The following is a 16419-nucleotide window of genomic DNA, read 5'->3' on the forward strand; positions in this document are numbered from 1 at the left end:
GCGGCGCATGACACAACGCACCTACAGCATCGGCGAGGCGGCGCGGCTCAGCGGAATTTCCGTCCGCAAGCTCCGCTTCTATTCGGACCAGGGGTTGCTGCCGCCGGCCGGCCGCACCGCGAGCGGCTATCGCGTCTTCACCGACGACGAACTGGTTCGCCTCGACCTGATCCGCTGCCTGCGCGATGCGGGGCTCGGTCTCGATGCCATCCGTGAGGTTCTGACCAAGGAACTCTCGCTGGTCGAGGCGCTGCAGCTTCGCCTCGAGACGCTGGAAGCGGAGATCGCGGCACAGCGCCGCGTCGCCTCGGCCCTACGGGCTGCGTTGCGTTCACCGCAACTCACCGAAGCAGACTTGAGGAGATTTTTGACCATGACGCAGCTGTCCCGCACCGAGCGCCGCAACGTCGTCGAACGCTTTTTCGAGAAAGTGTCCGACGGCATCAACATCGACCGGAAATGGATCCGGCAGATGATCGAGACCAGCGTGCCCGAATTGCCGGACGAGCCGACGCCCGAGCAGTGCGATGCCTGGATCGAGCTTTCGGAAATGCTCAACGACCCTTCCCTCGTCGCCAACATCCGCGCCAACGCGGAGGACGTCTGGAATCACCACGTGCTGGATCTCGCCGCTTGGCAAGCGGCCAACGAAACCGTGCTGGCGAGAGCCAAGGAGATTATCGCGCGCGACCTCGGCCCGACGTCGGAGGCCGGCCAGGCGCTGGCGCGCGACTGGCTGGAAACATCGGCGCGATTGCTGAAGCGAAAACCTGATCTGGAATTCCGCAACTGGATCCGCGGCAAATATGCCCTGCACGATGCCCGTGCGGCGCGCTATTGGGAGCTCGTCGCCATCATGCGCGGGCAATCGCCGGACGCGAGCCCGAACCGCGAATGGGCCTGGATCACCGCAGCCATGCGGCACCATCTCTCTGACTGAGCAGGGAAATCCGAAACCTCGTGGCGCGCCGCCCGGATCGGTTAAGTGCTGTGGCCGTCCTGCCCTAGACGTTAAGCCGTTTTAACGATATCGCAGGATGCAATGAGGGAAGCGTCGAACCGCCAGTTTCAAACTGGGACAGCCGTGCGTGCCGCGATCGCATGTTCGTGGCTCGCGGTCGCGTGCGCGCTTGGCGGCTGCGCGGCCGGCGGCAACGTGGCCGACTCCTACGCCATGGCCACGCCGGCAAGCAGCGGCGCAACCGTTGCGTTCGAATCGATCGACGGCCCGCCGCCCCAGGTGTTCGACCGCATGGTCGGCGTGCTCGACAGCGAGTCCAAGCTGCGCAGCCTGTCGATCGTGTCGCGCCAGGGCGCTGCCGCCTATCGCGTGCGCAGCTATCTGTCGGCGCAGGTGGTGCGCGGCCGCACCATGATCGCTTGGGTGTGGGACGTCTACGACAGCAACCAGCAACGCGCGCTGCGGCTCTCCGGCGAGGAGCCCGCCGGCAAGGCCGGCCGCGACGCGTGGGCCGCCGCCGACGACCTGGTGCTGCGCAAGATCGCCCAGGCCGGCCTCAGCGGCCTGTCCGGCATGATCAATGGCGGCCCGGCGGACAGCCCCGCGCCCGCCCCGGCACCGGACCTCCGCGGGCCCACGGTGGCAAGCGCCCCGGCCGCCGCCGCGCCCGAGACCGTGGCGCTCGGCTATTCCGCCGACTAAACCCCGTTATCGCCCGGGGAAATGCGTTTTTTGCCCAGGAAAACGGCGGCCAAAGCCGGCTAATGGGTTGCCATCGGATGCGCCTGCCTGATATTCCCTCGCGCACCGAAAACCCGCCGGTTCTGTAAGGACTTGAGATGCTGAACGTCGTATCCAGCAAGGCGCGGGGGGAAGCATCGATGTCGGCAAAGAACGGATCAATCAAACTCGTCGCCGGCAACTCCAATCCTGCGCTGGCGCAGGACATCGCCAAGGGACTTGGCATCGAACTGACCAAGGCCGTGGTCCGGCGCTTCGCCGACATGGAGATCTTCGTCGAGATCCAGGAGAACGTCCGCGGCTCGGACATGTTCATCCTGCAGTCGACGTCGTTTCCGGCCAACGACAATCTGATGGAACTATTGATCATCACCGACGCGCTGCGCCGTTCCTCGGCGCGCCGCATCACCGCGGTGGTGCCCTATTTCGGTTACGCCAGGCAGGATCGCAGGTCCGGCTCGCGTACGCCGATCTCGGCCAAGCTGGTCGCCAACCTGATCTCGCACGCCGGCGTCGACCGCGTCATGACGCTCGACCTGCATGCCGGCCAGATCCAGGGCTTCTTCGACATCCCGACCGACAACCTGTTCGCGGCGCCCCTGATGGTGCGCGACATCAAAGAAAAGTTCGACCTCGCCAAGGTGATGGTGGTGTCGCCCGACGTCGGCGGCGTGGCGCGTGCCCGCGGCCTCGCCAAGCGCATCAACACCCCGCTCGCCATCGTCGACAAGCGCCGCGAGCGCCCCGGCGAGTCCGAGGTGATGAACGTGATCGGCGACGTCGCCGGCTACAACTGCATCCTGGTCGACGACATCGTCGATTCCGGCGGCACTCTGGTGAATGCGGCCGAGGCGCTGATCGCGCACGGCGCCAAGGAAGTCTCGGCCTACATCACCCACGGCGTGCTGTCCGGCGGCGCCGCCGCGCGCATCGCCTCGTCGCGGCTGAAGGAACTGGTCATCACCGACTCGATCCTGCCGACGGAAGCCGTCAACAAGGCGCCGAACATCCGCCAGATCTCCATCGCCGGCCTGATCGCCGAAGCGATCGGCCGCACCGCGGCGGAAGAGTCGGTTTCGAGCCTGTTCGATTAAATCGATATTTGCTGTCGTCCCTGCGAAAGCAGGGACTCATAACCACAGGCCTTGTTGTTGCGAAGGCTGTGGCTCCAGCGTTGTCAATCAATTCGCATTGGTGGTTATGGGTCCCGGCTCAAGGCCGGGACGACACCGAGTATGTGGCAGCCACCCCGCTAAAACCCCGGCCGTGGAACGTGGCTCATCAGCGTCCGCGCATAGCCGCCATCGACGATGATCTCCTCACCATTGACGTATGACGAGCGGTCGCTGGCCAGGAACAGGGTCGCGTCCGCCATGTCCTGCGGTGCGCCGATCCGGCGCATCGGCACCACGGCGGTGCGCCGCTCGGTGACCCCTGGCGTGTCGTAGAAGGCCTGGCTCATCGGCGTCACGACAAGGCCGGGGCTGACCACATTGCTGCGGATGCCATGCGGCCCCCATTCGGCGGCGAGTTGCTGCGAGAGCATGACGACCGCGGCCTTGCTGACGCTGTAGGCGCCGCTCTGCCCCTGCGCATTGCTGGCAGCGATCGAGGCGACGTGGATGAGGCTGCCGCGTCCGGCCTTGCGCATCTGGTGGCCGAACGCCTGGGCGCAGATGAAATAGCCGGTGAGATTGACCGCCAGCACCGCATTCCACTCCGCGAGCGGCAGCGTGTCGAGCCCGCCCGGGCGCAGCACCGCCGCTGTGTTGACGAGGATGTCGCAAGCGCCGAGCGTGCGCGCGACGGCGTCGGCGGCTGCCGCGACATTGTCCTCGCTGGTCGTGTCGCAGGTCGCGACGAGATGACCGTCGCCGAACTCGCCAAGCTTTGCCTTGGTCTCCGCGAGGGAGCGCTCGTCGCGATCGAGCGCGGCGACCCTGGCGCCGGCCCGCGCGAAACTGACGGCGATGGCGCGGCCGATACCGCCGCCTCCGCCGGTGACGACGGCAACGCGGCCCGACAGGCCGAGCCAGTCGGAAGAATGTTGTTCGGTCATGGGGCGCCTCCCGCGCGTTTTGGTTTTATGCCGCAAGCATAACCGAACGCGCCGCAGGCGAGAGCGATCCCGGCACGCATGCCGGAATCGCTTTTCCGCCGATGCTAGCCGGGGATCCCCGCCGCGACCTGGCCGCGCAGACGCTCGAGGCTGAGCAGCGTGTTGGCGCAGGCTTCCGCGACCTCGATCCCCTTGATGACGAAGTGCTTGCGGAAGAACTCGTAATGCACCTCGGTCTCGTGGAATTGCTGCGGCGTCAGCACCGCCGAGAACACCGGCACCTCGGTGCGCAATTGCACATCCATCAACGCCTTGATCACGGTGTCGGCGACGAATTCGTGGCGGTAGATGCCGCCATCGACGACGAGCCCGGCCGCGACGATCGCGGTGTAGCGGCGGGTCTTCGCCAGCAGCTGGGCATGCAGCGGGATCTCGAACGAGCCCGGCACCTCGAACACGTCGACATTGGTGATATGGCGCGCCTCGATCTCCTTCAGGAAGGAGATGCGGCACTCTTCCACCACGTCGCGATGCCAGGACGACTGCACGAAGGCAACGCGCTGCGGCTTTGCGAAGTGCGGATGCTCCGGCGTCGGCGGATTGGCCGGCGTATCGGGAGCGATTTCTGCCTGGGGGGTTTGGACTTGAGAAGCTTGAACGTCTTGATCTTGCAACATCTGATTCATGGCTTTCCTCTTTCAGGACCAGAATCAGGGCACACGGACAACGACACGAGCCCACGCGAAAATCGCGTTGGCTGCCGCAACCGTTCTCTTTCATCCGGACTGTAACCGTCGGCTTCGGAATTGCACCGAATCTGCTGACCCTTCCGCCGGCTTCGCGGAGGAAGGCGCTCGCGGGCTTGGGCTCATCACCCTTACCGCCGGTGGGGATTTTCACCCCGCCCTGAGAACTCGGCACGCCCGGGATGGACGTGCCTGAGGAGAAATATGACCAAAGCGCGACAGCCGGGCAAGGCCTTTGGCATGGGGAAACGGCATGTCCCCATGAGCGCGTTGCGGCTCTGCGAGGTTGATGCGAGGGCCCGACAGCTGATTCACAGGCGCGGCGAAGCGCCGGCAAATGGTTAACAAAGCGTTACGCAAACGCCTAGATTCCGATTTGTTCTCAAAATCACAGATGTGGCGGAGATCAGCTGTGGACGATGCGCGCTTTGGCTGTGGACGGACTCGGCGTGCGGTTGCGCGGATTCCGCAAATCACATCACTTCATCGGCGTCAGGTCCAGGGGCATCCGGAAGCCCGCATCAGGAACTGCACTCGGCCACGACGCAGTATGTCGCAAGTGCCGGCTTCCGTGTGCGTATCAAGCGATCATAAGAACAAGGTCCGAGACGGCATGTCCCTCCTCGAAAGCATTATCGATTCCCGGAATAACCCGCTTGCGGTGGTCGAAGATATTGCCACCGACAACAACTGGGCGTTCGAGCGTTCCGGCGAAGACGAGGTGACGATCGTCTCCAAGGGAGACTGGATCGATTATCAGCTCTCGTTCACCTGGATGGGCGAGATCGAGGCGCTGCATCTCGCCTGCGCCTTCGACATGAAGATGCCGCAGGCGCGCCGCGCCGAGGTGCAGCGGCTGGTCGCCGCGATCAACGAACAATTGTGGGTCGGCCATTTCGATCTGTGGACCCACACCGGCATGGTGATGCACCGTCAGGCGCTGGTGCTGCCCGGCGGCCTCACCGCCTCCACCGCGCAGTGCGAGGCCATGGTGGTCAACGCAATCCACGCCTGCGAGCGCTACTACCCGGCGTTCCAGTTCGTGGTGTGGGCCGGCAAGTCGACCGCCGACGCGATGGCCGCGGCGATGTTCGATACCGAGGGCGAGGCGTAAGCTCCACGGACTCAATCGTCATGCGCGGGCTTGACCCGCGCATCCATCCGACAAAGCTGCTTTCATTCCGATGGATTGCCGGGTCAAGCCCGGCAATGACATTTGGCAGCTTGTGGCTCGCGCTTCACTTCACTAGAACCGCCTGTGGTTATGGGTCCCGGCTTTCGCCGGGACGACACCGGGTTTGTGGAGACGCCTGTGAGCACGAGCAGCGCACTGAAAAACTCGACCGGCACCATCGCGCTCGCGGGCGCGGGCAAGATGGGCGGCGCCATGCTGACCGGCTGGCTCGCGCAGGGCCTTGCACCCGAGCGCGTCGCGGTGATCGACCCGCATCTCTCGCCGGAGATTTCCGTGCTTGCCGCAAAGGGCGTGCGGCTCAATCCGCAGGCGAAGGATCTCGGCACGGTCGACACGCTTGTCGTCGCGGTGAAGCCGCAATCGTTCCGCGACGCCGGCGCCGCACTGAAATCCTTCGTCGGTCCCTCGACACTCGTCGTCTCGATCATGGCCGGCACGACCATGTCAGCGCTGGAAGAGGTTGTCGGCGGCGCGGTGGTGCGCGCGATGCCGAACACGCCGGCAGCGATCGGCCGCGGCATCACCGTCGCTGTACCGTCGAAGCGCGTCACCGCCGGGCAGCGCGCGATGACCGATGCGCTGCTGAAAGCGACCGGGCTCGTCGAATGGGTCGACGATGAGAGCCTGATGGACGCGGTGACCGCGGTCTCCGGCTCGGGCCCTGCCTATGTCTTCCTGCTCGCCGAGGAGCTGGCGCGCGCCGGCGTTGCGGCCGGCCTGCCCGAGCAGCTCGCGACCACGCTGGCGCGGGCGACCGTCGCCGGCTCCGGCGAGTTGCTGCATCGCTCGGATCTGCCGTCGGCGACCCTGCGGCAGAACGTCACCTCGCCCGGCGGCACCACGGCTGCGGCGCTCGAGGTGCTGATGGCCAGTGACGGCATGCAGCCGCTGATGACCCGCGCGATTGCCGCCGCGACAAGGCGCTCAAGGGAGTTGGCGAAGTAGCGCATGCACCGTCATTGCCGGGCTTGACCCGGCAATCCATCGAACAAGGACGCTTTCTTCCTTGATGGATGCGCGGGTCAGGCCCGCGCATGACGAGTTCGCCGGACCAACGACACAGGCCGCCTACTGCGCCGAACCCGACGTCCCGGCCAGCCGCTTGTTGAAGCTTTCGACATTGATCAGACCGCGGGCATGGCGGCCTTCGCCGAGCTTGCGCGAGCCCTCAAAGGCCTCGACCTCGAAGCGGATCACGCGGCGTTCGACCGCGATCACTTTTGAGGTCGTCCGCACGGTGGCGCCGACCAGCGCGGCGGCGAGATGGCGGATATCGACCTCGGTCCCGACCGTGACCCAGCCGGGCTGCAGCGCGGCGCGAATGGCATCGCCCGACGCCATCTCCATCTCGAGGATCATCATCGGCGTCGCATAGACCATCGGCATGCCCGGCACGAAATGCCCGACGGTGCGCTCCGGCGGCACCACGAGCATGCGCTCGGCGCTCATGCCGATCCTGATGAAATCGCGTGCGTCCATGGATGCCTTGCTCGTCATTCCGGGGCACGCGAAGCGTGAACCTCAGGTGCGCAATCGCGCATCGGGGAATCTGGAGATTTTGATCGAGATCCCCGGCTCGCGCTAATGCGCGCCCCGGGATGACGCGCTTTCGCGCGTCACTTCTTCGCCGCAGCCGCGCGCTCGACGAACGACTTGCCGCCCTTCATCTTGTGATGCAGCGGCGCTTCGTTGATCTGGATCACGACCGCGTCGGCATCGACGCCGAGATTCTTCACCAGTGCCTGGGTGATGTCGCGCATCATGCCGAGCTTCTGCTCGTCGGTGCGGCCGGCGGCCATGCTCACGGTGATCTCAGGCATTGTTGCTCTCCCTCTTGTTGTCGCCATGGCCGGGCTCCTCCCGGCCATTCACGTCGCCGCGCATCAAACAAGAGGTGGATGCCCGGCACAAGGCCGGGCATGACGTCACAAGCGAATGGCTATCCCCACGCCACGTCATGCCGCGCCAGGACCTCGCGGACCCTGGCGACCAGATCGGCCTCCGCGCAGGAGAACTGCGCCGGACGCGTCTCACGCCATTCCTGGTTGGAGGCGATCGCAGCGGCGGCCTTGGCGCCCTCGATCAGATCCTTGATCTGCACCTCGCCGCGCGCCTTCTCGTCCGAGCCCTGGATGATCACGCAGGGCGAGTTGCGGCGATCGGCATATTTGAGCTGGTTGCCCATGTTCTTCGGATTGCCGAGATAGAGCTCGGCGCGGATGCCGGCCTGGCGCAACTGCGCGACCATCTTCTGGTAGTCGGCGACGCGATCGCGGTCGAACACGGTGACGACGACAGGACCGAACTCGGCCTGCGTGTCGAGCTGGCCGAGCATCGTCAGCGCCGCCTGCAGGCGCGACACGCCGATCGAGAAGCCGGTTGCCGGCACCGGCTCGCCGCGGAAGCGCGAGACCAGACCATCATAGCGGCCGCCGCCACCGACCGAGCCGAACCGCACCGGGCGGCCCTTCTCGTCCTTGGTGTCGAGCAGCAGCTCAACCTCGTAGACCGGGCCGGTGTAGTATTCGAGGCCGCGAACAACGGTGGGATCGATGCGGATGCGATCCGCGCCATAGCCGGACGCCGCGACCAGCTTGGCGATCTCCTCGAGCTCGCTCACGCCGGCCTGACCAACTTCGCTCTTCGCCAGATAGGTCTCCGCCGCAGCAATCGCCTCTCGCCAATCGTCGCGCTGCTGCGTGACGGCCAGGACGATATCGGCATCCGCGGGGCTCAGGTCGGCGCCCTTGGTAAAGTCGCCCTTGCCTTCTTCGCCGCCATCCCATCGTCCGGGACCAAGCAGCTTGCGAACCTCGTCGGCGGGAAATTTGTCCAGCTTGTCGATCGCGCGCAGCACCGTGAGACGGCGGCCCGCATTCTCCTCACCGCCGAGGCCGATCGCCTCGAGCACGCCGTCGAGCACCTTGCGGTTGTTCACCTTCACGACATAGGAGCCGCGCGGAATGCCGAGCGCTTCCATCGTGTCGGCCGCCATCATGCAAATCTCGGCGTCGGCCGCCGGCGTCGCCGAGCCGACCGTGTCGGCGTCGAACTGCATGAACTGGCGGAAGCGGCCGGGACCGGGCTTCTCGTTGCGGAAGACATAGCCGAACCGATACGACCGATAAGGCTTCGGCAGCGCGTCGAAGTTTTCCGCGACATAGCGCGCCAGCGGCGCGGTGAGGTCGTAGCGCAGCGATATCCACTGCTCGTCATCGTCCTGGAACGAGAACACGCCCTCATTGGGCCGGTCCTGGTCGGGCAGGAACTTGCCGAGCGCGTCGGTGTATTCCATCGCCGGCGTCTCCACCGGCTCGAAGCCGTAGAGCTCGTAGACGGCGCGGATCTTCTCGACCATCGCCCGCGTGGCATTGATCGCGGCCGGGCCGCGATCTTCCAGCCCGCGCGGCAGGCGCGCCTTCATTTTCTGGGGTTTTTTGGGTTTCTCGGCCATGAGCGGCCGTTTACCAGCCGGCGCGCAAGGCGGCAACCGGTGCCGCTACGCTGTCATTCCGGGGCGCGTCGAACGACGCGAACCCGGAATCTCGAGATTCCGGGTTCGATGCTGCGCCTCGCCCCGGAATGACGTTGCGTCCGTCACTGGACGTTCCTGATCCAGTTATGCGGGTCGTTGGTGCGACCGTACTGGATGTCGACCAGCTTCTTGCGCAGGCCCATGGCGACCGGGCCGGCCACGCCGCCGCTGATCTGGAAGTCGCCGCTCGCCGAGCACACCTTGCCGATTGGCGAAATGACGGCCGCGGTGCCGCAGGCGAACGCCTCCTTCAGCTTGCCGCTGGCGGCGTCAGCGCGCCATTGCTGGATGGTATAGGGCTCCTCGCGCACACGCGTGCCGGCATCCTTGGCAAGCGCGATGATCGAGTCGCGGGTGATGCCGGGCAGGATGGTGCCGAGCGGCGGCGTCAGCAGCGAGCCGTCGTCGAATGCGAAGAACACGTTCATGCCGCCGAGCTCCTCGATGTAGCGGCGCTCGACCGCATCGAGGAACACGACCTGGTCGCAGCCCCGTTCGATCGCCTCGGCCTGCGCGCGCAGGCTGGCGGCGTAGTTGCCGCCGCACTTGACGGCGCCGGTGCCGCCGATCGCGGCGCGGGTGTAATTCTCCGACACCCAGATCGACACCGGCGCAGGGCCGCCCTTGAAATAGGAGCCGACCGGGGAGGCGATGACCGAGAAGATGTATTCGGCCGACGGCTTCACGCCGAGGAAGACCTCGCTCGCGATCATGAAGGGCCGCAGATAGAGACTGCCCTCGCCGCCCGGGATCCAGGCGCGATCGATCCGCACCAACTGCTCGACCGCATCGATGAACAAATCCTCGGGCAACGGCGCCATCGCCATGCGCTCGGCCGAATCATGGAAGCGGCGGGCATTGGCGTCCGGCCGAAACAGGTTCACGCCGCCGTCGTCGCGCTTGTAGGCCTTGAGGCCTTCGAAAATTTCCTGGGCGTAGTGCAGCACCGCGCCGGCCGGATCGAGCGGAAAATTCGCGCGGGCCTCGATGCGGGCACTGTGCCAGCCCTTGCCCTGGCTGTAGCGGACGATCGCCATGTGATCGGTAAAGACCCGGCCGAAGCCAGGGTCCACGAGCTTCGCCGCGCGATCCTTGTCGGATGTCGCATTCGGCGAAGGCTGGATATCAAATTTCAAAGTCATTTTTCTTGCTTTCCGCTGTCGGAACCGGCGCGATACCCGGCGCCGGCCTGTTTCCCCCGGAGCCATCAGGCTCGGCTGGCCCGAACTTCACCACCGCCGGCCGCGCCGCCGGCTTCCATCGCCAACATGCCGTTTAGACATGCTTTTGCGGAATGCTGAAGTCCAGTATGTTTGCCCAAATGCCGCTCGACAATCGCACGGTAGTCCAATTTGCGGCCCAAACCGCCTCACAGGCTCGTTCAGGCCGCCTTAAGCGCTGTCGAGGACAAAACGACCTAATGTTTCGTCGTGACAGGCGGTTTTGTAACATTGAACCCAAGATACGTCAATATGACTGACATAAATTTCTCAGGCATGGCTGCCAAGCCCGATTCGCAGGGAGACGACAACGCTCCTGGGGCGGGGGCGCGCGACCTGCGCTGGGACATCATCGAGCTGTTGTTCTTCGCCTACCGCGACTTTGTCGGCGATGCCGACCAGGAACTGGAGGCGTTCGGCTTCGGCCGCGCCCACCACCGCGTCATCCACTTCGTCACCCGCTATCCCGGCCTGAAGGTCGCCGACCTGCTCGACGTCCTGCGCATCACCAAGCAGTCGCTCGGGCGCGTGCTCAAGCAGCTGCTCGACGAGGGCTACATCGTGCAGAAGACCGGCAACAACGACCGCCGGCAGCGCCTGCTCTACGCCACCCCGAAGGGCGAGGCGCTGGTCGCCAAGCTCGCGGGGCTGCAGACCGACCGCATCAACCGGGCGGTCGCCGGCATCGATCCGGCCGGCGTCGAGACGGTTCGCCAATTCCTCCGCGCGATGATCGACCGCGACGATCCCGACAAGGTGCTCGAAGCGATCTTCGGCGGCGGCAGAAAAACGAGGGAGTGAGCTGGTGCAGGCTGCAACCATGATGCGCGCGCCGGTCGAGCCGGCCGACGACGCGCCGCATCTTCTGCTGGTCGACGACGACCGCCGCATTCGCGACCTGCTGTCGCGCTTTCTTTCCGGCGAAGGCTACCGGGTCACGACGGCAATGAGCGCCACCGATGCGCGCGCCAAGCTGCTCGGGCTGCATTTCGACCTGCTGATCCTCGACGTGATGATGCCCGGCGAGAACGGCTTCGACCTCGCCCGCTTCATCCGCAGCTCCTCGACGGTGCCGATCATCATGCTGACCGCCCGCCACGAGGCGGAAGCCCGCATCGAGGGCTTGCAGATCGGCGCCGACGATTATGTCGCCAAGCCGTTCGAGCCGCGCGAGCTCGTGCTCAGGATCGGCAATATCCTCAAGCGCAGCGCGCCGCCGCAGGTCGCAGTCGTCGAGCAGATCGCGTTCGGCCCCTATATTTTCCACATCGAGCGCAGCGAACTGCGTCAGGGCGAGGAGATCATCCACCTCACCGATCGCGAGCGCGAGATGCTGCGCATCCTCGCCAGCGCGCCCGGCGAGACCGTGCCGCGCGCCGAGTTGACCTCCGGCGGCACCGTCAACGAACGCGCGGTCGACGTGCAGATCAACCGCCTGCGCCGCAAGATCGAGCACGATCCTGCCAATCCGCTGTTTCTGCAGGCGGTGCGCGGCATCGGCTATCGCCTAGTGGCTTCGCCCTGAGCATGACCCAGAAAGTAGCCCGCATGAGCGAAGCGATATGCGGGGTTGGCAAACCCCGGATATCGCTTCGCTCATCCGGGCTACGAAATCCCATCGCTCTATAAGTATCGAACATGAGCACGCTCGACTCCGGCCTGACCCTGATCCGCAACGCCTCGCAGCGCGTCTCGAAGGCGAACGGCTGGATGGGCAATGCGTTCAAGAGCTGGATGCCGACCGGCCTCTATGCGCGCGCGCTGCTGATCATGATCGTGCCGATGGTGATCCTGCAGACCGTGGTGGCGTTCGTGTTCATGGAGCGGCACTGGAACACGGTGACGCGGCGCCTGTCGGCCGCGGTGGTGTCCGATATTGCCGCGCTGATCGACGTCTACAAGAGCTACCCGCAGGACAAGGACCGCGCGCAGCTTCGCCGCATCGCCCAGAAACTGCAGCTGGTGGTCGACTTCCTTCCCGCCGGCGACATGCCGCCGCCGGGGCCGAAGCCGTTCTTCTCGCTGCTCGACCAGACGCTTTCGGTGCAGCTCGGCCGCCAGATCAGCCGCCCGTTCTGGATCGACACCGTCGGCAAATCCAATTTGGTCGAGATCCGCGTGCAGCTCGACGATTCGGTGATGCGGATCTTCGCCCAGCGCAGCGCGGCCTACGCCTCCAATTCGGAGATCTTCATCTTCTGGATGCTCGGCACCTCGACGATCCTCCTGATCGTCGCCGTGCTATTCCTGCGCAACCAGATCAAGCCGATCCTACGGCTCGCCGACGCCGCCGAAAGTTTCGGCAAGGGCCGCGAGGCGCCGAACTTCCGGCCGCGCGGCGCGCGCGAGGTGCGGCGCGCGGCGCAGGCCTTCATCGAGATGAAGGCGCGCGTCGAACGTTCGATCGAGCAGCGCACCGCGATGCTCGCCGGCGTGTCGCACGATCTGCGCACCATCCTGACCCGCTTCAAGCTCGAGCTTGCCCTGATCGGCGAAGGCCCCGAGATCGACGCGATGCGCAAGGACGTCGACGAGATGTCGATGATGCTGGAGGATTATCTCGCCTTCGCGCGCGGCGATTCCGGCGAGGTCGCGCAGCCGACCGACATGGCGTTGGCGCTGGAGGAATTGCGCAGCGACGCCGAGCGCCACGGCCACACCGCAACCGTTGCATTCCACGGCCTGCCCGTCGTCACGGTGAAGCCGGCCTCGTTCAAGCGCTGTCTCGCCAACCTCGTCTCCAATGCAGCGCGCCACGCCAACACGATCTCGATCACCGGCCATCGCGACCATCGCTATCTCAACGTCACGGTCGACGACGACGGGCCGGGCATCCCCGCCGACATGCGCGAGGAAGTGTTCAAGCCGTTCCTGCGGCTCGACGATGCCCGCAACCAGGACGAAGGCGGCACCGGGCTCGGGCTTGCGATCGCCCGCGACATCGCCCGCTCGCATGGCGGCGACATCATGCTCAGCGAAAGTCCGATGGGCGGCCTGCGCGCCGTCGTGCGGGTGCCGGTGTAACCTACCAGCGGTAGGACAAGGTGCCGATGACCTGCCGCCGTTCGCCGGCATAACAGTAACCGGACTGGCAGGTCTGGTAGTGCGTGTCGAACAGATTGGTCGCGTTGACGCGCATCGTGGCGCCGAGGAAGCGCCGGTCCAGCTTGCCCAGATCGTAATCGATCACCGCATCGAACAACGTCGTCGCAGCGTTCTGGAACGTGTTCTGGTCGTTACCGAAGTTCGTGCCGATATAACGCACGCCGAGACCAAGCCCGAGGCCTTCGACGGGCACGCCGGACTGGAACGTATACTTGCCGAAGGCGGCGAAGGAATTCCTCGGAATGCCGGAGAGCTCATTGCCGGTCGTATCGGGATTGCCCTGCGTGATCACGACGTTGAGATGGGTGTAGGCGGCGGTGAGATCAAATCCCTGCTTGAGCGCGAGCTTCGCCTCGAGCTCCACACCCTTGGATTCGACCTGCCCGGTCGCTGCCTGGAATGCCATGTTGTTCGGATCGGTACGCAGCACATTGTCCTGCGTGATGTCGAACACCGCGGCGGTCAACAGCACCGGAACGTTCGGCATCTGGTACTTGATGCCCACTTCCTTCTGCTCGCCGGTGGTCGGCCTGAACGGCAATCCGGATGCGTCGACGCCGACCTGCGGGGCGAATGCCGTCGCGTAGCTGATATAGGGCGCAATGCCGTTGTCGAAGACGTAGCTCAGGCCCGCACGGCCCGTGAAGGCGGTCGCCTTCTGCGTTGACGGCACGCCGTCGAGACCCGCGGTCGTGGTCTGCGACACCCAGCTCTGGCGGCCGTTGAGCGTCAGAATAAAGCCTCCGAGCTTGGCCTGCTCCTGCGCATAGACACCGACCTCGTCGGTCGACTGCTTGTTGAAGATCGAGAATGCCGGCGTCGCGATGGCCTGGGCGCCGTAGTTCATGGTCAGGAGATTGAGATCGGGCGCCGGGCCGTAACCGATCTTGTCGTTGTAGTAGGAGTGACCGTAGTCGACGCCCAACAGCACGGTATTCTTGATCGCGCCGAGCATGAACTTGGCCTCGGCCTGATTGTCGAGCGTCACCGTGTTGAAGCTGTCCAGGATCCGCCACGCGGACCGCGACGCCAGATTGGTGCTGCTGTCGATTGAATCGATCTGGGTGTATTTCGCGTCGACGTCGACCTGGTAGAAGCGGAAGTTCTGCCGCACCGTCCACACGTCGTCGACATTATGCTCGAACGCGTAGCCGATGCGATATTGCTTCTGATCCATCGCGCTGAACGCCGGATCATTCGAATAGATGTTGGTCAACTGTCCGTCAGGCGTGCGGAAATTGCCGATGCTGGCGGCGGTTCGGCTCTTTTGATATTCGCTGAGGATGGTGAAGGACGTGTCGGCGTCCGGCCGCCAGGTCAGCGCCGGCGCGATATAGGCGCGATCGTCGTCGTTGCCGGGGTACCAGGTCTTTGCGTCGCGAAGCAGGCCCGTCAGCCGGTAGTGCAGCTGATCGCTGCCGGGCACCGGACCACCGACATCGAAACTGCCCTGGTAACGGTCGTAGGTGCCGCCCTGCAGCTGCACCTCACCGAATGCCGTCAACGGCGGCCGCTTGGTCGTGACATCCACGATGCCTCCCGGAGAGCCGAGGCCATAGAGGCCCGAGGCTGGTCCGCGGAGGATCGACACGCTGTCGAGACCGTAAGGTTCGATCTTGGGAATTGCGAAGTTGCCGCCGCCCTGGCGCAGGCCGTCGCGATAGATCCCTGTATAGGTCGCGTCGAAGCCACGGATGTAGAAACTATCGAACCTTGGATCATAGCCGAACGCCGTGGTCGTCACGCCGGGCGTGTAGCTGACGGCGTCCTTGAGCGTCTGAACGTTGCGATCCCTTAGCTCCTTTTGCGTCACGACCGAAAGCGACTGCGGCGTTTCGATCAGCGCTGTGCTGGTCTTGGTGCCGGCCGTGCTCGCGGTTGCGACGTACCCCGTGGTCGTACCGATCGCGCCTCCTGTGCCTTGCGACCGCGGAGCCTGGCTCCGGGCGGGCGCCGCGGCACTGCGGCGCCGGTTCGCCGCGACCGCGCGCGAAGTCCTGGTGTTCTGGCTTGAAACGACGGCACCGCGCTTCCTTGCGGCGCCAGGTTCATCCACCGTCACTGCGGGAAGTTCGCTGACATTGCTCTGCGGAGGACTTGTCTGCGCCTGAGCGCTGGCGACGTCTGCACCCATTGGCACAAGTATGACCGAACCGAGTAGCGCCGCATTGATCGCAGCCGTTGATGCGAGCAAGCCGCGCTTGCTCCGCAACGAAGCCATTCCCACCGAACAAATCCCCACATTGCCTTACGCCGACATCGATCGAGTCGCGTTTGCGACAAGGCCGACATCGATTGGGGCGGACTTCTATCGGCGGGATGATCGAAATTCCACACGCGCAAAATAGAATCGATGGAAGCAGCAACGAAGCGCAACACTGGAGTGGTTCAAGATGCGCATCACTGGAACGATTCAAAACGACATGTTGGCGGGTCAGGCTTTCGACACGACGAATGCGATGCGCGTCGTCTCTCGCAGAGAGTCTCGAACGCGGGAGCACGCGGCGATCATTCAATGATGTTGCATCCCGTCGACGTCATCGCGCGCCAAGGAGCGCACGAACGCGGTGAACCGTCATCTCCGCGCAAAGGCTATCGCATTTCGTGGCGGCGTGCTCGTGGCCATCCTTCGAGACGCCCGCCTTCGGCGGGCTCCTCAGGATGAGGTCTTGTTCTGCGGCACAATAGTAGACCCTCATGGTGAGGAGCGCCGCTTGCGGCGCGTCTCGAACCACGAGGCCAAGCACTTGCGCGGTCGCCAAGGGGCATATGCGATAGCCCTGGGGGTGACGGGAAGGATCGGATGGATTGCGCATCGCGTCAGCGCAAGGTTTGCTCCGCATTTTCGTCGCGAGCT

At 64.9% G+C, this 16419-nt stretch carries 15 protein-coding genes and 1 riboswitch; of the genes, 8 read left to right on the forward strand and 7 right to left on the reverse strand.

The features are described 5' to 3' along the window. Window positions 1–7: 7 nt before the first annotated feature. The 3 genes from ACVIYL_RS02075 to ACVIYL_RS02085 all read left to right on the forward strand — a co-directional run bounded on the left by ACVIYL_RS02075 (window position 8) and on the right by ACVIYL_RS02085 (window position 2796). Window positions 8–940, forward strand: a complete 933-nt coding sequence (locus ACVIYL_RS02075) for a MerR family transcriptional regulator (protein ID WP_092089027.1) — start codon at window positions 8–10, stop codon at window positions 938–940. A 102-nt stretch (window positions 941–1042) separates the two neighbouring features. Further along, the gene (locus ACVIYL_RS02080) at window positions 1043–1663 is read left to right on the forward strand and encodes a hypothetical protein (RefSeq protein WP_310879671.1); all 621 of its coding nucleotides are present in this window, start codon (window positions 1043–1045) and stop codon (window positions 1661–1663) included. 179 nt (window positions 1664–1842) lie between these two features. Beyond that, the gene (locus ACVIYL_RS02085) at window positions 1843–2796 is read left to right on the forward strand and encodes a ribose-phosphate pyrophosphokinase (protein WP_028344316.1); all 954 of its coding nucleotides are present in this window, start codon (window positions 1843–1845) and stop codon (window positions 2794–2796) included. Window positions 2797–2954: 158 nt separating this feature from the next. Here the strand turns inward: ACVIYL_RS02085 and ACVIYL_RS02090 are convergent, their stop codons facing one another. After that, window positions 2955–3761, reverse strand: a complete 807-nt coding sequence (locus ACVIYL_RS02090; protein WP_456777603.1) for an SDR family NAD(P)-dependent oxidoreductase — start codon at window positions 3759–3761, stop codon at window positions 2955–2957. A gap of 104 nt (window positions 3762–3865) precedes the next feature. Next, a complete protein-coding gene (locus ACVIYL_RS02095; protein WP_283064504.1) occupies window positions 3866–4447 on the reverse strand; it encodes a 6,7-dimethyl-8-ribityllumazine synthase in 582 nt (193 codons plus the stop codon). Between the two features lie 78 nt (window positions 4448–4525). Then, a riboswitch (FMN riboswitch) is annotated at window positions 4526–4679 on the reverse strand. A gap of 441 nt (window positions 4680–5120) precedes the next feature. On the opposite strand from ACVIYL_RS02095, the gene ACVIYL_RS02100 reads away from it, so the two are divergent. Then, entirely contained in the window at window positions 5121–5621 is a 501-nt protein-coding gene (locus ACVIYL_RS02100) for a YbjN domain-containing protein (RefSeq protein ID WP_456777604.1), read from the forward strand. Window positions 5622–5771: 150 nt separating this feature from the next. Next, entirely contained in the window at window positions 5772–6647 is an 876-nt protein-coding gene (gene proC, locus ACVIYL_RS02105) for a pyrroline-5-carboxylate reductase (protein ID WP_456781768.1), read from the forward strand. A 123-nt stretch (window positions 6648–6770) separates the two neighbouring features. Here proC and ACVIYL_RS02110 read toward each other — a convergent pair whose 3' ends face one another. From ACVIYL_RS02110 to ACVIYL_RS02125, 4 genes are all read right to left on the reverse strand, one after another. Beyond that, window positions 6771–7181 carry a thioesterase family protein gene (locus ACVIYL_RS02110; protein ID WP_253604206.1) on the reverse strand — a complete coding sequence of 137 codons (411 nt, stop codon included), beginning with the start codon at window positions 7179–7181 and terminating at the stop codon, window positions 6771–6773. A gap of 137 nt (window positions 7182–7318) precedes the next feature. Then, the gene (locus ACVIYL_RS02115; RefSeq protein WP_018269806.1) at window positions 7319–7522 is read right to left on the reverse strand and encodes a tautomerase family protein; all 204 of its coding nucleotides are present in this window, start codon (window positions 7520–7522) and stop codon (window positions 7319–7321) included. Between the two features lie 119 nt (window positions 7523–7641). Further along, complete coding sequence (gene hisS / locus ACVIYL_RS02120; RefSeq protein ID WP_456777605.1) at window positions 7642–9156, reverse strand: histidine--tRNA ligase; 1515 nt, start codon at window positions 9154–9156, stop codon at window positions 7642–7644. A gap of 143 nt (window positions 9157–9299) precedes the next feature. Next, window positions 9300–10379 carry a branched-chain amino acid aminotransferase gene (locus tag ACVIYL_RS02125; protein ID WP_456777606.1) on the reverse strand — a complete coding sequence of 360 codons (1080 nt, stop codon included), beginning with the start codon at window positions 10377–10379 and terminating at the stop codon, window positions 9300–9302. A gap of 330 nt (window positions 10380–10709) precedes the next feature. Here ACVIYL_RS02125 and ACVIYL_RS02130 point away from each other — a divergent pair, with 330 nt between their 5' ends. From ACVIYL_RS02130 to ACVIYL_RS02140, 3 genes are all read left to right on the forward strand, one after another. Then, window positions 10710–11258, forward strand: a complete 549-nt coding sequence (locus tag ACVIYL_RS02130) for a MarR family winged helix-turn-helix transcriptional regulator (protein ID WP_375166630.1) — start codon at window positions 10710–10712, stop codon at window positions 11256–11258. Window positions 11259–11277: 19 nt separating this feature from the next. Then, window positions 11278–11982, forward strand: a complete 705-nt coding sequence (locus ACVIYL_RS02135) for a response regulator (protein ID WP_375166656.1) — start codon at window positions 11278–11280, stop codon at window positions 11980–11982. 113 nt (window positions 11983–12095) lie between these two features. After that, a complete protein-coding gene (locus ACVIYL_RS02140; RefSeq protein ID WP_028333083.1) occupies window positions 12096–13481 on the forward strand; it encodes an ATP-binding protein in 1386 nt (461 codons plus the stop codon). A 1-nt stretch (window position 13482) separates the two neighbouring features. Here ACVIYL_RS02140 and ACVIYL_RS02145 read toward each other — a convergent pair whose 3' ends face one another. Beyond that, window positions 13483–15618, reverse strand: coding sequence for a TonB-dependent siderophore receptor (locus ACVIYL_RS02145; protein WP_456777607.1), 2136 nt, complete (start codon window positions 15616–15618; stop codon window positions 13483–13485). Window positions 15619–16419 lie beyond the last annotated feature (801 nt).

It is taken from the genome of Bradyrhizobium sp. USDA 3315 (assembly GCF_054056795.1).

Bases quoted from the DNA above. Each gene is read 5' to 3' on its own strand.
- ACVIYL_RS02075 (WP_092089027.1), top strand. From the start codon at position 8: ATGACACAACGCACCTACAGCATCGGCGAGGCGGCGCGGCTCAGCGGA.
- ACVIYL_RS02080 (WP_310879671.1), top strand. From the start codon at position 1,043: ATGAGGGAAGCGTCGAACCGCCAGTTTCAAACTGGGACAGCCGTGCGT.
- ACVIYL_RS02085 (WP_028344316.1), top strand. From the start codon at position 1,843: ATGTCGGCAAAGAACGGATCAATCAAACTCGTCGCCGGCAACTCCAAT.
- ACVIYL_RS02090 (WP_456777603.1), bottom strand. From the start codon at position 3,761: ATGACCGAACAACATTCTTCCGACTGGCTCGGCCTGTCGGGCCGCGTT.
- ACVIYL_RS02095 (WP_283064504.1), bottom strand. From the start codon at position 4,447: ATGAATCAGATGTTGCAAGATCAAGACGTTCAAGCTTCTCAAGTCCAA.
- ACVIYL_RS02100 (WP_456777604.1), top strand. From the start codon at position 5,121: ATGTCCCTCCTCGAAAGCATTATCGATTCCCGGAATAACCCGCTTGCG.
- proC (WP_456781768.1), top strand. From the start codon at position 5,772: ATGGGTCCCGGCTTTCGCCGGGACGACACCGGGTTTGTGGAGACGCCT.
- ACVIYL_RS02110 (WP_253604206.1), bottom strand. From the start codon at position 7,181: ATGGACGCACGCGATTTCATCAGGATCGGCATGAGCGCCGAGCGCATG.
- ACVIYL_RS02115 (WP_018269806.1), bottom strand. From the start codon at position 7,522: ATGCCTGAGATCACCGTGAGCATGGCCGCCGGCCGCACCGACGAGCAG.
- hisS (WP_456777605.1), bottom strand. From the start codon at position 9,156: ATGGCCGAGAAACCCAAAAAACCCCAGAAAATGAAGGCGCGCCTGCCG.
- ACVIYL_RS02125 (WP_456777606.1), bottom strand. From the start codon at position 10,379: ATGACTTTGAAATTTGATATCCAGCCTTCGCCGAATGCGACATCCGAC.
- ACVIYL_RS02130 (WP_375166630.1), top strand. From the start codon at position 10,710: ATGACTGACATAAATTTCTCAGGCATGGCTGCCAAGCCCGATTCGCAG.
- ACVIYL_RS02135 (WP_375166656.1), top strand. From the start codon at position 11,278: ATGATGCGCGCGCCGGTCGAGCCGGCCGACGACGCGCCGCATCTTCTG.
- ACVIYL_RS02140 (WP_028333083.1), top strand. From the start codon at position 12,096: ATGAGCACGCTCGACTCCGGCCTGACCCTGATCCGCAACGCCTCGCAG.